Below are 13,738 nucleotides of genomic sequence, written 5' to 3' on the forward strand. Positions count from 1 at the left end.
CGGTGCAGGATTTCGCCTTCATGGGCGGCTCGCTCGGCATGGCGGCGGGCGAGGCGATCATCAACGGTCTCGTCGCGGCGCGGGTTTCCGGCACGCCGTTCGTGCTGTTTGCCGCCTCCGGCGGCGCCCGCATGCAGGAAGGCATCCTGTCGCTGATGCAGATGCCGCGCACCACCGTGGCCATCGCCGCGCTGAAGGAGGCGGGGCTGCCTTATGTCGTGGTGCTCACCAACCCGACAACCGGCGGCGTCACGGCCTCCTATGCCATGCTGGGCGATATCCACATCGCCGAACCCGGCGCCCTGATCTGCTTTGCCGGCCCGCGCGTCATCGAGCAGACCATCCGCGAGAAGCTGCCGGAAGGCTTCCAGCGCGCCGAATATCTGCGCGACCACGGCATGGTGGACATGGTCGTGCATCGCCACGAGATTCGCCCGACGCTGTCGCGCACCCTGCGCATGCTGATGGGCCTGCCGGCGGTGCCGGGCGGAGAGGCAGCGCTGCCCGCGCCGGAGACGCCTTCCGCCAGCGAAGTGCACTGAGCGCGGCCCGCAACGGGCTGCCGCGTTTTCGTGCCGGGCGGGGGTCACCTCCGCCCGGCATTTGTTTTCCCGAACCCGACCGTGACGAACGATGGAAGACACCGGCGCGATTCTGAAGCGGCTGACCGGCCTGCATCCGAAGGAAATCGACCTCTCGCTCGACCGCGTGGAGCGGCTCAACGCGGCTCTCGGCCATCCCGAGCGGCGGCTGCCGCCGGTGATCCACATTGCCGGCACCAACGGCAAGGGCTCCGTCTCGGCCACGCTGCGGGCGCTGCTCGAGGCGCAGGGCCGCACGGTGCACGTCTACACCTCGCCGCATCTGGTGCATTTCCGCGAGCGCATCCGGCTGGGCCAGCCGGGCGGCGGCCGGTTCGTCAGCGACGCGGCGCTGGTGGCGGCGCTGCAGCAGGTCGAGGCGGTCAACGCGGGGGCGCCGATCACGCTGTTCGAGATCACCACCGCGGCGGCCATGGTGCTGTTTGCCGATCATCCGGCCGATGTGCTGGTGCTGGAAACCGGCCTCGGCGGCCGGCTCGATGCCACCAACGTGGTGGAGCGGCCGCAGGCCTCCGTCATCACGCCGATTTCGCTCGATCACGAGAAGTTCCTCGGCGCGACCCTGCCGGACATCGCCCGCGAGAAGGCCGGCATCATGCGCCGCGGCGTGCCGGTGGTCTCGGCGCCGCAGGCCGATGCGGTGACGGAGGTGCTGGAGCGCACCGCCGCCCGGCTGGGGGCGCCGCTGCACCTTGGCGGACAGGACTGGGCGGTCAGCGAGGAGCATGGCCGCATGGTGTTTCAGGACGAGGACGGTCTCGTCGACCTGCCGCGCCCGCGCCTGATCGGCCGCCACCAGATCATCAATGCCGGCACGGCGGTCGCTGCCCTCAGGGCGGCGGGCTTGTGGGACAGTGCGACCGCGGAAGCCGGATTGCAGGCGGTGGAATGGCCGGCGCGGATGCAGCGGCTCGGCAGCGGCCGGCTCGCGGCACTGGCGCCGCAGGGCGCGGAAATCTGGCTCGACGGCGGCCACAACCCCGGCGCAGGCGAGGCGATTTCCGCGGTGATGGCCGATCTGGAAGAGCGGCTGCCGCGTCCGCTGTTCCTCATTGCCGGCATGCTGACGACCAAGGATCCGGTCGGCTTCTTCCGCCCGTTCGCGGGGCTGGTGCGCCATGTGTTCACGGTGCCGGTGGCGCACTCGGAGGCGGGGCGCGATCCGGCGGAACTGGCGGCTCTGGCGCGCAGCGCCGGGCTTTCGGCCGAACCCGTCGGCAGCGTGCGCACCGCGCTGCGGGCACTGCAGGAGGCCTGGCGCTTCGAGCCGGCCCCGCGCATTCTCATTTGCGGATCGCTCTATCTGGCTGGCGATGTGCTGGAGCAGAACGGCACGCCGCCGGCCTGAACGCCGCGCAGGGCCGGACGGCGGGCAATGACGATGCGGGCAGGAAAGACGATGCGGGCATGAAAAAAAGGCCGGGCAGCAAGGGCCCGGCCTTTTCCGTTTCGTTCTGTCCCGGCATGGCTGCCGTGGCGCCCCCGGGCGCCGGGGCCGGTCCGTCGTCAGCCCTGCGGGGCGGCGCCGCCGTTGAGCTTGGCGAGGCCCTGCACGGCCGGCTGATAGCCGGGCTTCAGGTTGAGCGCCGCGCGGAACGAGGTGCGTGCCTTCTCGGCATTGCCGAGTTCGCTCGCCGCGATGCCGCGATTGGCCCACGCTTCCGCATAATACTTGTCGATGGAGACGGCGACCGTGAAGTCGTCCTCGGCCGATTCCATCTGGCCCTGCGCCATGTAGGCCATGCCGCGGGCGTTGTAGGGCGCCGCAGCGGTGGGATCGAGGCTGATGGCGCGCGAGAAGTCGTCGATCGCCTTCGCCAGATTGCCCTGCTGCTGATAGACGAGGCCGCGATTGTGGAACGCGCGGGAATCGTTGGGATCGGCCGCGATGGCGGCGTTGAAGTCGTTCAGGGCCAGATCGAGCTGACCGTTGAGCCGGTAGATGTTGCCGCGGCCGACATAAGCCGGCGAGTATTGCGGGTTGATCTTGATGGCGTAGGCGTAGTCGTTCAGCGCCGCCTGCGGCTGGTTCATGGCGCGATAGATCAGGGCGCGATTCGAATAAGCCTGATAGAAATCCGGCTTCAGCTGGATGGCGGTGGTGAAATCGGCCAGTGCCTTGTCGTTCTGCCCGACCTTGCCATAGGCCGAACCGCGCATGTTGTAGGCCTGCGGGTCGTTCGGATTGGCGTTGATGACCTCGGTGATCGACTGGATATTGTCGCGCGCGGCGGACTGAGCCGCGATCTGGGCGGGCGACATGCCAGCCTGATTCTGGCAGGCCGCTGCCAGCAGCGCCACGGCCAGCGCCGCCGCCGGCGCCAGTGCGCGGCCCTGCCGCTTCAGGGCCAATCCGTTGAACCGGGGCCGTGATTTCGCCACCGCAAACTCTGCGTCTGCTCGCCGCATGCCGTGCTCCTGAACGGTCCCCGGCGGGCATCGTGCCGCCCGGGGACTCCCCTGTTCGCGGGCCGCCGGCCATGTGGCCGCCGCCCGAAAAGACCGATCGTCGCCTTCGCAGCCGGCAAACGGCTGCCGCCACCCGACGTTGCACAGCCGGAGGGCGGTCGCCGCACCGGCCGGAACCGCGGAGAAAACCGGGCTGTCAGGTCGAATCACCTGTCCCGGCTCTGTTTGTGGTGATTGGCGTGCCCGGGTGTCGAGGATGTGGCGCCGGCGGGCTGCGCAATGTGGCAGGATGTTGCTTGTTTGCCGGTGTTGCCATCTGAGCACGCCGCACCGGGGAAGAAAGCCGGTGCAGCGGGATTCGCGGCGCTCATGCACCAGAGAATCCGGTGCCGGGAATCCTGTGCAGGGCTCCCGATGCAGGACTCATAATGGAAAACTCACAATGCATGGCTCACAATGCAAAAGACCGCCGTCGGTTGGCCCGACGCCGGTCTCACGCATCTGCCGTGAGGCAGGGAATCAACGCTTGGCGGCGGCAACCTTGGCCGGCACCAGACCCTCGCGCTGAGCGCGCTTGCGCGCCAGCTTGCGGGCGCGGCGGACGGCCTCGGCCTTCTCGCGCGCCTTCTTCTCCGACGGCTTCTCATAATGACCGCGGAGCTTCATCTCGCGGAAGATGCCTTCGCGCTGCATCTTCTTCTTGAGAGCCTTGAGGGCCTGATCGACGTTGTTGTCGCGGACGAGAACCTGCACGCCTGTGTCTCGCTATCTGTTCCGGAAACCGCGGCACCCGCTGCATGCGGAAGGCCGGGGAACCCTTGAGTTACATCCATCAACGAATGGCCGGCCCGGCGCCTCAGGCGCCCCCGGTTCTTCGACATGGGGGGCTCGATAGCAGAAACGGTGCGCGGTGTCCATGTCCCCCTGAAAAAACGCGCCGCGGAAATCCGCCGGCACCGCGCCGGGCGGGGGAGGCGGGTGAGATGCACCGGTGCGACAGGAGCACGGGGCACCGGTGCATCTCGTTTCCTGTCCGGGCCGCCGGGGAACGGCCGCAGGCAGGACGGCGGCAGCCGGAGGGATGCGGCTGCACCGGGGTGCGGCGCAGGACGGAGACGCCGGAGCGCCGTCATCCTGCAGCCTTGCGGGCGCGCCGGGCGGCAGGGCCGCACCGGCAAAGCGGGCCGTCCGGCGGCGGTGCCGCGGACGGTGCCCGCCCGGTTCGTCCTGACCTCAGTTCGTCTTGGTGGTCGAGGGCGCGGTGGTCGGGGCCGGCGCCGTGGTCTTGGCGGGCTTCTTCTTCTTCTTCACCGGCGCCGCCGGCTTGGCGGTGGTGGTGGTGGTCGGGGCCGTGGTGGACTGGCCGGCGAAGGACACGGCCGGCGCGGCAACGAGGCCGGCGGAGAGCAGAGCGGCGGAAAGAGCAAGCGCCACGCGATTACGGGAGGTCATGGACCCTGATTCCTGATGATGTTCCGGTTGCCGGGGGCCGGCGGGCCTGCACCGCGAAAGCGGGCGGCCCGTTCGGCGGGGCGTTTTCATCGCGTCCCATTCGTTCTTTCGCTGCGCGGTCGCGCCCGGTTACATCCGCCGCCGCATTTTTCCCGAAAGGCGGTTGGTGAGGGCGGGTGAGCCGAACCACAGGCTGGCGCCGATGACGAGGGCCAGTGCCAGCAGGTTGATCGCCAGATCCACCGCGGCGGCATCCCACGGATGAAACAGGGTGAAGAGCGACAGCCCGGCGGCGGCCGCCGCCAGACCGGCCGTGGCGGCCGCGAGGCGGGGCCACAGCGGAAAGGCGCGGCGCAGCATCGCCACCAGCAGCGCGCACAGCGGCAGCGCGAGGGCGAGGATGATGAGAAGGCAGTTGCGCACCTCCTCAAGCGTCGGGTCATAGGCGGTCTCATCCATCACCACCCGCGCATAGCCGGCAATGCCGGCGGCAACCCACAGTGCGGCGGAAGGCAGCGGCAGCAGCGCCCACAGGGGGGAGCGGTCCGGCAGGGCGATTTCAAAGGCGGCGAGGGCGGCCAGAATCATCGTCAGCACCGAGGCCGCGAGGCCGATGGCGGCCTCCGGCTGCCCGGTCAGCCGGCCGGCCATGGCATCGAGATCGGCGAAGAACGCCAGCAGCACCGCCAGCGCCGCCACCAGCGCCAGCCAGCGGGTGGCGCGCACCAGCGGCGGCGGCAGCGCGGCCGCGCCCACCGGCCCGCGGGCGAGGCGGCCGATGAGCCGGGCAACCTCGGTCTCACCATCCGGCGGCGGTTCGTTGGGGTGCGGGTCTGGCATGGTGGTTCATCCCGGCGGCGCCGTCCGGTCGCCCGGGGAGCCAGAGGTTGCGCCGCCGCCGGCAGCGGCCGGGCTGCTCTGCGGCAAGCCATCTGCGGCAGGCCATCTGCGGCAAGCCATCTGCGTTGCCGGGCCATGGGGCGCCGGCCTGATTCGTTGCTGCGCTTCAGGATGCCCGATCCGGCGGCCGGGCCAAAGAGCCGGCGGCTGCGTGCCTTTCGGCGGCGGTCCGCTTCGGCCGCCCGGTCAGCCGCCGCTGAATTCGCCGTGGCCGAAGCGTTCGGCCAGCGTCTTCAGGGCGCGGTGCAGGTTCACTTTCAGCGCGCCGGCGGTGCGGCCGGTCGTTGCCGCAGCTTCGGCCAGAGAATGGCCGGCGAGCGCCAGCTGCTCCACCGCCTCGCGCTGCCCCTGCGGCAGGCTCTCGATGGCGCGGCCGACCAGCGCCAGCCGGCTGGCACGGTCGAGGCCGGTCTCGGGATCGGCGGAAAGGTCGGCGTGGGCTTCGTAGGCAAACGGATCGTGCACCTCGCGGCGCAGCAGCCGTTCGTTGCGGCGCAGAAAATCGATGGCGCGCCGCTGTGCAAGCGTGGTCAGCCACGCCCGGAACGAGCGGGCGGGATCGTAGGTATGGCGCGCCTGATGCACGGTGATGAGCACATCCTGCACGACGTCGTCGGAGCGGTCGGCCGGCACGCCCTGCCGGCGGGCAACGGCGCGGATCAGCGGTACGCAATCGCGCAGCACCGCCTGATAGGCCCGTTCGTCGCCGGCCTGCGCGGCGGCCATCCACGCGCACCAGCGCGCATCGGCGGCATCGCTGCGGAGGCCGGAAGGGGCGGAACAAGGCTCAGTCATCATCGGCGCGCCACCGTTGCTGCTGCGGCGCCGGGGATGGATCGCACCGGGCCGCAGACCCCGATCGGACCCTCCGATCGCGTCGGAACTGCGGCGCCGCTGCGCCACATCCGGCGCCATGGCAGAAATTCGTGCGGCAGGGGCCGGCGGTTACGCGGCCGGCGGACTTTTTTTCGGCGGGCGGCGCGGTTTCAGCCGCAGCGCGGGGGCCTCGATGAAATGCCAGGACAGCACCGCCAGCGCCAGCGCGCCGGCTGCCGACAGCAGCGCCGCCAGATGCACGCCGATGAGGCCGTGGAAATTGCTGGCCACCACCTGCTGCACCGGGAAGGCATAGAGATAAAGCCCGTAGGAAAAATCGCCCGGCCGGGCGAAACCGGCGAAGCTGGTGCCGTTGCAGAAGGCAAGCACGGCATAGGCAAAGAGGAATGCCCGCGGCGCGAACGGCACGGCGCTGGCCGGCATCACCACCAGCACGGCCACGACCAGAAGCCCGATGTCGGTGCGCAGCGCCAGCCGCCGCGGGCTGAGCGCAAGCACCGCGCCGCTGATATAATAAAGGCCGAGGCCGGCGATGTTGGTGAGATCGGTGCTGCCGACGAAGAAGCCCGGCCGTCCGCTCGCCTCCACCGCCATCAGGAAGGCCCAAAGCCCGGCCCCGGCCGCAAGGTGCCAGAGCAGCGGGCCGGCGAGCCGGCGCGGCAGCTTCAGCCGCAGCAGCCCAAGCGCGGTGAGGCCGATGGTGACCGACATCACATACATCAGCACTTCCACCGGCAGGCTCCACAGCGAGCCGTTGACGGCATTGGGAAACGGCGTATCGGCAAACACGCCCGGCAGGTTGTGGCTGATGCGCGGGAAGAGCACGATGTTGCCGAGATAGCGCCAGGTGGCGGGCGCGCCGAAATAGGCCGTCAGCGGCAGCGTGGTGACCAGCGGGCCGAGAACGAACACCGAGAACGCCAGCACCCCGGCAAGTCCCGGCAGAATGCGCAGGGCGCGGCGGCGGATGAAGCGGGCGGGCGCGGGATCCGCCTGCCAGCTGAGCGTGACGAGATATCCGCTGATGCAGAAGAAGATATCGATGCCGAGGCCGTGCAGCGAGGTGCCGAGCAGCATCGGCACCGGCTCGCCCATCAGCACGAACATATGGCCGTAAAGCACCGACAGGGCGGCGATGGCGCGCAGGAAATCGAAATTGTTGGCCCGCGTCATCGCTCACCGCTTTCGTCGTGTCCGGCCGGTTTTATCGCTGTTGCCGCCCGCCTCCAAGCACCGTATCCGTCCGGCCCCGGCGCGGGCCGGTTTGCCGGCCCGCCGGCGCCGGTGGCGGGTTGAAGGCGGGCGACAGCTGCGGCATGCCTCTTCTGCGGCCCGAAGGGCGGGTCGCCTGTGCGTTTTTCTGCGCAAAGCGGAGCGTCCCGCCATGCCGGTTCCTTTTGCTGCCGTCCCCGCCGCGCCGGTGCTGCTGTGGTTCGGCGACGACCTCAGGCTCGACGACAATCCGGCCCTTGTTGCCGCAGCGGAAAGCGGGCGGCCGCTGGTGGCCCTGTTCGTGCTGGACGAGGCGGCCGGACGCCCGCCGGGCGGCGCGTCGCGCTGGTGGCTGCACCACGCGCTCGCCGGCCTCGATCGGGCGCTCCGTGCCTGCGGCGTGCCGCTGGTGCTGCGGCGCGGGCGGGCGGGCGCCATCGTGCCGGCGGTCGCCGATGCCTGCGGCGCCGGCCTGGTGGTGTGGAACCGGAGGGCCGATGGCGCGGCGGCCGCCGGCGAAGAGGCCATTGCCGCCACGCTGCAGGAGCAGGGCCGTTCCGTGCACCGCTTTCTGGCCGACCGGCTGTTCGCGCCGGGAGCGGTGGTGACCGGCGGCGGCCGGCCCTATCGCGTCTTCACGCCGTTCTGGAAGGCGGCCATGGCCGGGCCCGCGCCGCGGATGCCGAAGCCGGCGCCACAGGCGCTCACGGGCTTTGCCGCACCGCCGGCGGGGCTGGCGCTGGCCGACCTGAGCCTGCTGCCGGCCCGCCCGGACTGGGCGGGCGGGCTGCGCGCGCAGTGGAGCGAGGCCGGCCGCGGCCCCGACGAGGCCATGGCGCAGGCCGGCCTTGCCCGCTTTCTCGACCGGACACTGGCCGGCTATGCCGACGCGCGCGACGGGATCGCCGCCGATGCCACCTCGCGGCTGTCGCCCTGGCTGCGCTTCGGCCAGATTTCGCCGCGCCGCATCTTCCACAGCGTACGCATGCGGGTGGCGGACGACGACCGCGATGCGGGGAAATTCCTCGCCGAACTCGGCTGGCGGGAGTTCTGCCGCGGCCTTGCCGATCAGTTTCCCGATCTGGCGGAAGCCCCCATCGATCCGCGCTTCGGGGCCTTTCCATGGCGCGACGATCCGGCCGGCCTTGCCGCCTGGCAGAAGGGCGAGACCGGCATTCCGCTGGTCGATGCGGCCATGCGGGCGCTGTGGCAGACCGGCTTCATCCATAACCGGGCGCGCATGGTCGCCGCCTCCTATCTCGTCAAGCATCTGCTGATCGACTGGCGGCAGGGCGAGCGCTGGTTCTGGGATACGCTGGTCGATGCCGACAGCGCCTCCAACCCGGCAAGCTGGCAGTGGGTGGCGGGCTGCGGGGCCGATGCCGCCCCGTTCATCCGCATCTTCAACCCCGTGCTGCAGGGCGAGCGGTTCGATCCGGCGGGGGCTTATGTGCGCCGTTTCGTGCCCGAACTCGCCCGCCTGCCGGATGCGTGGCTGCACCGGCCGTGGATGGCGCCGGCGAGCGTGATGGCTGCGGCCGGCATCCGCCTCGGGCGCGATTATCCGCTGCCGGTGGTCGAGCCCGATGCCGGCCGGCGGCGGGCGCTGGCGGCCTTCGAGGCCCTGCGCGCCGGCCCGTGACAGATCCGGTGTGCCCGAGCAGCGGGCTTCAGGCCGGGCGGTCGAAGGCGCGCTGCACGCCGGCGGCATCGGCAATGCCGTGCGCCAGCAGCACCTGCAGCAGCACCCGCGCCTTGGCCGGGTTGTAGTAGCCGGCAGCAATGAAGCCGAGCCGGTCGTCGTCGATCTCGATGTTGCGCATCACCGCGCCGGCCCCGGCGCGGCTGGCGCGCACCACGACGATGCCGGCCTTCACCGCTGCCGCCAGCGCGGCGATGACCGGCGTGGCGGCGTTGCCGTCGCCGACGCCGGCCAGCACGATGCCCCTGACGCCGGCGGCAACCAGCGCGGCGACGGGGGCCGCATCCATGCCCGCGTGGGCAAAGACGATGCCGACCGGCGGCAGCGCGGCCTGCGCCGGCAGCCCGTACACGGTGCGTGCGGCGGGCGGGGCGAAGAACACCGCGCCGTTGGGCGTGACCGCGCCGACCGGGCCGAAATTGGGCGACCGGAACGTCTCCAGCGCCGTGGTGGAGGTTTTGGTGACGTCGGCGGCGCCGTGGATGGTGTCGTTCAGCACCACCAGCACGCCGCGTCCGCGGGCCTGCGGCGCCGTGGCCACCAGCGCCGCCTCGCCCAGATTGGCCGGCCCGTCGGCACTGACGGCCGTGGAGGGCCGCATGGCGCCGACCATCACCACCGGCTTTTCCGTGTCGCTCACGAGCGAGAGGAACAGCGCCGTCTCTTCCATGGTGTCGGTGCCGTGGATGACGAGAATGCCGTCGGTCGCCGGGTCTGCCGCCAGCGCCCGGATGCGCACCGCAAGGGCGAACCACACGGCATCGGTCATGTCCTGACTGCCGATGGCGGCCACCTGCTCGGTGGAAAAGCGGGCCAGCCGGTCAAGCCCCGGTACCGCGGCGATCAGGCTGGCACCGGAGATGCGGCCGGCATCGTAACCGGCCTGCGAGCGCGGATCGGCGGCACCGGCAATGGTGCCCCCCGTGGCCAGAACCGCAAGGCAGGGCAGGGTGTCGGCCATGATCGTCTCCGCTGGGAATTCAAACGCTCCGGCTGCCGGTCGCAACCGCGGTGCCGCGTCCGGGGGGCGGGCAGGGCGCGGGGCGGCTTGCGGCAAAGCTGCGGCCGGCGGACGGCCCCGGCGGGGCCGCGGCGCTCCGGTTTCTGGCGGCAGGGTCGGCCGCGCGTCGCTGCCGTGTCAAGCGCGGCCGGCCGGCTGCGGCGCCGTTTCGCGCCCGCCGCCGCCAGCGGCGTCGTTTGCTGCTATGAAGGCGCATGAGAAGACGCACGCGGCGGCAGTCCGCTGCCCGGTTCAGTGAAGGAGACCCGTTCCATGACCATCGCGTTCAGCCCGGCCGCTCAGGCCGGCTTTGCCCGCCGGCTCGACAAGCTGGCGGAGGTGATCGTGCGGGTGGGCCTCAACCTGGCCCGCGGGCAGGAGGTGGTGCTGACCGCGCCGGTGGAGGCGGTGCCGCTGGTGCGCCGGGTGAGCGAGCACGCCTATCGCGCCGGTGCCGCGCTGGTGACGCCGCTCTATGGCGACGACGCCACCACGCTGATGCGATTCGCCCACGCCCCCGACGACAGCTTCGACCGCGCCACCGGCTGGCTCTATCAGGGCATGGCCAGCGCGTTTCGTGGCGGCGCCGCCCGCCTTGCCATCATCGGCGAAGACCCGGCGCTGCTCGCCGGCGTCGATCCGGCGCGGGTGGCGCGGGCCAACCGCGCCCGCTCCCATGCCTATCAGCCGGCGCTGAAGCTCATCTCCGGCTTCGATATCAACTGGTCGATCGCCGCCTATGCGACGCCCGGCTGGGCAACGGCGGTCTTTCCCGACCTGCCGGAAGAGGCGGCGGTGGCGAAGCTGTGGGAGGCGATCTTCTCTGCCTCCCGCGTGACCGGCGACGACCCGGTGGCCGACTGGGCCGCCCACAACGCCACCATCCATGCCCGCCGGGCGCTGCTCAACGCGCGCCGCTTTTCCGCCCTGCATTTCCGCGGCCCCGGCACCGATCTCGTCGTGGGCCTTGCCGACGACCACGACTGGGGCGGCGGCTCGGCGCCGGCCCGCAACGGCATCGTCTGCAATCCCAATATCCCCACCGAGGAGGTGTTCACCACGCCGCACCGGGCGCGGGTTTCCGGCTTCGTGTCCTCCACCAAGCCGCTCTCCTATCAGGGCACGCTCGTGCGCGACATCCGCGTGCGCTTCGAGGAGGGGCGAATCGTGGAGGCCCACGCGGCCACCGGCGGCGATGTGCTGGCCCGCGTGCTGGAAACCGACGAGGGCGCCCGCCGGCTGGGCGAAGTGGCGCTGGTGCCGCATTCCTCGCCGATTTCCGCCAGCGGCCTCCTGTTCCTCAACACCCTGTTCGACGAGAACGCCGCCTCGCACATCGCGCTCGGCCAGTCCTACAGCCAGTGCATTGCCGGCGGCGGAGCGATGAGCGAGGCCGAACTCGCCGCGCGCGGCGCCAACAAGAGCCTCATCCACATCGACTGGATGATCGGTTCCGGCGCCGTCGACGTCGACGGCATCGATGCCGGCGGCACCGCGCACCCGGTGATGCGCGCCGGCGAATGGGTGTGACAGGCCCCGACTCGGCCCGCCCGCCGTGCCGGCGCAGGCGGGCCCGCGGCCCGTCGTGCGACGAAACGCCCGCCCGGCCAAGCCCGGCGGGCGGGGTGCGCGCAAACGCCCGCCGGGCGTTGCGGAACCGGGCGGTTTCTGCCGTCCGCCGCCGGCCGGCCCGGCAAGTTCCGGCCGCGCGCGGGCGGTGCGGTGGCAAAAATGTGCCCGCTCTGAGGCCGTGATAACGCGTCGCGTACTCTTGCCTCATTCCAGTGTGTGGGCTAAGGCTCATCTCGGCTTCGCTGAATCTCGTGGCTGGCGCTTCCGGGCACCGGCCGGTTCGACAGGTTCGCGAACGCCGGCTCCTGTCCGGCCTCCACCTGCCCGCCGCCGCGATCAAAAGCGCCCTCCGCGGCGGGATGGCGCGAGGTCGAAAGACGGCAGGGGCAGGGCGCAGGGCACCGGCCGCACCGGCATCCCTGCTGGTATCGTGGATCGGCAAGCGGATTGGATCGGGCTTCCATGGAAGAGCTTCTGAGACAATATGCGGCGGTCGTCGTCTTTCTCGGAATTGCCGGCATCGTCGGCCTGGCGCTGCTCGTCATGCCGTTCATCGTCGCGTTCCGGAACCCGGACAGCGAAAAGCTCTCCGCCTACGAATGCGGCTTCAACGCGTTCGACGACGCACGTATGAAGTTCGACGTCCGGTTCTATCTGGTGTCGATCCTCTTCATCATCTTCGACCTTGAAGTGGCCTTCCTGTTCCCGTGGGCGGCCACTTTCGGCACGCTCGGCTGGTTCGGCTTCTGGTCGATGATGCTGTTCCTCGGCGTGCTCACCATCGGCTTCATCTACGAGTGGAAGAAGGGGGCACTGGAATGGGATTGACCCCGTCTAACGGCACGCTGATCGCGCCGGCGCCCAAGGGGGTGATCGATCCCAATACCGGTCGCCCGATCGGCATGGACGATCCCTTCTTTCTGGAGATCAACGACGAGCTGGCCGACAAGGGCTTCGTCGTTACGGCCACCGACAAACTCATCCAGTGGGCGCGCACCGGCTCGCTGATGTGGATGACCTTCGGTCTGGCGTGCTGTGCGGTGGAGATGATTCAGGTCTCCATGCCGCGCTACGACGTGGAGCGCTTCGGCCTCGCGCCGCGTGCCAGCCCGCGCCAGTCGGATGTCATGATCGTTGCCGGCACGCTGACCAACAAGATGGCGCCTGCGCTCCGCAAGGTCTACGACCAGATGCCGGAGCCGCGTTACGTCATCTCGATGGGCTCGTGCGCCAACGGCGGCGGCTATTATCACTATTCCTATTCGGTGGTGCGCGGCTGCGACCGCATCGTGCCGGTGGACATCTACGTTCCCGGCTGCCCGCCGAGCGCCGAAGCCTTGCTTTACGGCATGCTGCTTCTGCAGAAGAAAATCCGCCGCACGGGAACGATCGAGCGCTGACCGGCGCCCGGATCGTACGATCCCCTGCGGAAAGCCTGATGCGCGCCGCGCGGCACTGCCGGCGTCAAGTCGGAGACGGCGATGTCGGAGACGACGACAGACGAAGCGCTGAAAGACCTCAGCGACTATCTTACCGAGACGCTCGGCGGGTGCATCGCCTCTGCGGCGATTGCCTTCGGCGAGCTGACGCTGACCGTCGAAGCCGAGCATCTCCTGACGGTGGCCCGCTTCCTGCGTGACGACGGCCGCTGCCGGTTTGTCAGCTTCATCGACGTGTGCGGTGTGGACTGGCCGGCTCGCCCGCGTCGCTTCGATTCGGTGGTGCATCTGCTGTCGCCGACGCAGAACCTGCGCATCCGGCTGAAGACCGAGACCGACGAGTTCACGCCGATTCCCTCGATCACCGGCCTCTTCCCCGGTGCCGACTGGTTCGAGCGCGAATCGTACGATCTCTACGGCATTCTCTATTCCGATCACCCGGACCTGCGCCGTCTCCTGACCGACTACGGTTTCGAGGGACATCCGCTGCGCAAGGATTTCCCGGTGACGGGCTTCGTCGAGCTGCGCTACGACGACGAACGCAAACGCGTGGTCTACGAGCCGGTCCGGCTCAATCAGGAATTCCGCACCTTCGACTTCCTGTCGCCGTGGG

The 13,738-nt window shown here is 70.3% G+C and carries 14 protein-coding genes; 7 read left to right on the top strand and 7 right to left on the bottom strand.

The genetic code is table 11. From position 1 onward, the window contains the following. Both V7067_RS10050 and V7067_RS10055 read left to right on the top strand, forming a co-directional pair. Nucleotides 1-542: acetyl-CoA carboxylase carboxyltransferase subunit beta (locus V7067_RS10050; protein WP_334175761.1), on the top strand; the 542-nt coding region annotated here is incomplete at its 5' end. A 91-nt stretch (nucleotides 543-633) separates the two neighbouring features. Continuing rightward, the gene (locus V7067_RS10055) at nucleotides 634-1,950 is read left to right on the top strand and encodes a folylpolyglutamate synthase/dihydrofolate synthase family protein (protein WP_334175762.1); all 1,317 of its coding nucleotides are present in this window, start codon (nucleotides 634-636) and stop codon (nucleotides 1,948-1,950) included. Between the two features lie 158 nt (nucleotides 1,951-2,108). On the opposite strand, the gene V7067_RS10060 is transcribed toward V7067_RS10055, so the two are convergent. The 6 genes from V7067_RS10060 to V7067_RS10085 all read right to left on the bottom strand — a co-directional run bounded on the left by V7067_RS10060 (nucleotide 2,109) and on the right by V7067_RS10085 (nucleotide 7,373). Then, the gene (locus tag V7067_RS10060) at nucleotides 2,109-2,954 is read right to left on the bottom strand and encodes a tetratricopeptide repeat protein (RefSeq protein ID WP_334175763.1); all 846 of its coding nucleotides are present in this window, start codon (nucleotides 2,952-2,954) and stop codon (nucleotides 2,109-2,111) included. A 576-nt stretch (nucleotides 2,955-3,530) separates the two neighbouring features. Continuing rightward, on the bottom strand, nucleotides 3,531-3,764 hold the full coding sequence (rpsU, locus tag V7067_RS10065; RefSeq protein ID WP_334175764.1) for a 30S ribosomal protein S21: 234 nt from the start codon (nucleotides 3,762-3,764) through the stop codon (nucleotides 3,531-3,533). 480 nt (nucleotides 3,765-4,244) lie between these two features. Then, nucleotides 4,245-4,463 (bottom strand): hypothetical protein, encoded by a 219-nt coding sequence (locus tag V7067_RS10070; protein ID WP_334175765.1) that lies wholly within the window; start codon nucleotides 4,461-4,463, stop codon nucleotides 4,245-4,247. Nucleotides 4,464-4,592: 129 nt separating this feature from the next. After that, nucleotides 4,593-5,303: an NrsF family protein gene (locus tag V7067_RS10075; protein WP_334175766.1), complete on the bottom strand. Its 711-nt coding sequence runs from the start codon at nucleotides 5,301-5,303 to the stop codon at nucleotides 4,593-4,595. 246 nt (nucleotides 5,304-5,549) lie between these two features. Then, entirely contained in the window at nucleotides 5,550-6,161 is a 612-nt protein-coding gene (locus V7067_RS10080) for a sigma-70 family RNA polymerase sigma factor (RefSeq protein WP_334175767.1), read from the bottom strand. Nucleotides 6,162-6,308: 147 nt separating this feature from the next. Further along, complete coding sequence (locus V7067_RS10085) at nucleotides 6,309-7,373, bottom strand: acyltransferase (protein ID WP_334175768.1); 1,065 nt, start codon at nucleotides 7,371-7,373, stop codon at nucleotides 6,309-6,311. Nucleotides 7,374-7,584: 211 nt separating this feature from the next. On the opposite strand from V7067_RS10085, the gene V7067_RS10090 reads away from it, so the two are divergent. Next, nucleotides 7,585-9,054, top strand: coding sequence for a deoxyribodipyrimidine photo-lyase (locus V7067_RS10090; RefSeq protein ID WP_334175769.1), 1,470 nt, complete (start codon nucleotides 7,585-7,587; stop codon nucleotides 9,052-9,054). Between the two features lie 28 nt (nucleotides 9,055-9,082). Here V7067_RS10090 and V7067_RS10095 read toward each other — a convergent pair whose 3' ends face one another. Next, nucleotides 9,083-10,075: an asparaginase gene (locus V7067_RS10095; RefSeq protein WP_334175770.1), complete on the bottom strand. Its 993-nt coding sequence runs from the start codon at nucleotides 10,073-10,075 to the stop codon at nucleotides 9,083-9,085. A 312-nt stretch (nucleotides 10,076-10,387) separates the two neighbouring features. On the opposite strand from V7067_RS10095, the gene V7067_RS10100 reads away from it, so the two are divergent. From V7067_RS10100 to V7067_RS10115, 4 genes are all read left to right on the top strand, one after another. Then, entirely contained in the window at nucleotides 10,388-11,644 is a 1,257-nt protein-coding gene (locus tag V7067_RS10100; protein WP_334175771.1) for an aminopeptidase, read from the top strand. Between the two features lie 504 nt (nucleotides 11,645-12,148). Then, nucleotides 12,149-12,514 (top strand): NADH-quinone oxidoreductase subunit A, encoded by a 366-nt coding sequence (locus V7067_RS10105; protein ID WP_334175772.1) that lies wholly within the window; start codon nucleotides 12,149-12,151, stop codon nucleotides 12,512-12,514. Continuing rightward, on the top strand, nucleotides 12,505-13,086 hold the full coding sequence (locus V7067_RS10110) for an NADH-quinone oxidoreductase subunit B family protein (RefSeq protein WP_334175773.1): 582 nt from the start codon (nucleotides 12,505-12,507) through the stop codon (nucleotides 13,084-13,086). Before V7067_RS10105 ends, V7067_RS10110 begins: the two co-directional genes overlap by 10 nt. Before the next feature lie 81 nt (nucleotides 13,087-13,167). Continuing rightward, nucleotides 13,168-13,738 (top strand): NADH-quinone oxidoreductase subunit C (locus V7067_RS10115; RefSeq protein ID WP_334175774.1); only part of this gene is annotated, 571 nt, incomplete at its 3' end.

The organism is Pseudoxanthobacter sp., from assembly GCF_036822375.1.
Classification (GTDB): Bacteria; Pseudomonadota; Alphaproteobacteria; order Rhizobiales; family Segnochrobactraceae; genus Pseudoxanthobacter.

Excerpts from the sequence above, each read along its gene's own strand:
- V7067_RS10075 (WP_334175766.1), bottom strand. The coding sequence starts at position 5,303 with ATGCCAGACCCGCACCCCAACGAACCGCCGCCGGATGGTGAGACCGAG.
- V7067_RS10095 (WP_334175770.1), bottom strand. The coding sequence starts at position 10,075 with ATGGCCGACACCCTGCCCTGCCTTGCGGTTCTGGCCACGGGGGGCACC.
- V7067_RS10105 (WP_334175772.1), top strand. The coding sequence starts at position 12,149 with ATGGAAGAGCTTCTGAGACAATATGCGGCGGTCGTCGTCTTTCTCGGA.
- V7067_RS10070 (WP_334175765.1), bottom strand. The coding sequence starts at position 4,463 with ATGACCTCCCGTAATCGCGTGGCGCTTGCTCTTTCCGCCGCTCTGCTC.
- V7067_RS10080 (WP_334175767.1), bottom strand. The coding sequence starts at position 6,161 with ATGATGACTGAGCCTTGTTCCGCCCCTTCCGGCCTCCGCAGCGATGCC.
- V7067_RS10100 (WP_334175771.1), top strand. The coding sequence starts at position 10,388 with ATGACCATCGCGTTCAGCCCGGCCGCTCAGGCCGGCTTTGCCCGCCGG.
- V7067_RS10055 (WP_334175762.1), top strand. The coding sequence starts at position 634 with ATGGAAGACACCGGCGCGATTCTGAAGCGGCTGACCGGCCTGCATCCG.
- V7067_RS10090 (WP_334175769.1), top strand. The coding sequence starts at position 7,585 with ATGCCGGTTCCTTTTGCTGCCGTCCCCGCCGCGCCGGTGCTGCTGTGG.
- V7067_RS10110 (WP_334175773.1), top strand. The coding sequence starts at position 12,505 with ATGGGATTGACCCCGTCTAACGGCACGCTGATCGCGCCGGCGCCCAAG.
- V7067_RS10085 (WP_334175768.1), bottom strand. The coding sequence starts at position 7,373 with ATGACGCGGGCCAACAATTTCGATTTCCTGCGCGCCATCGCCGCCCTG.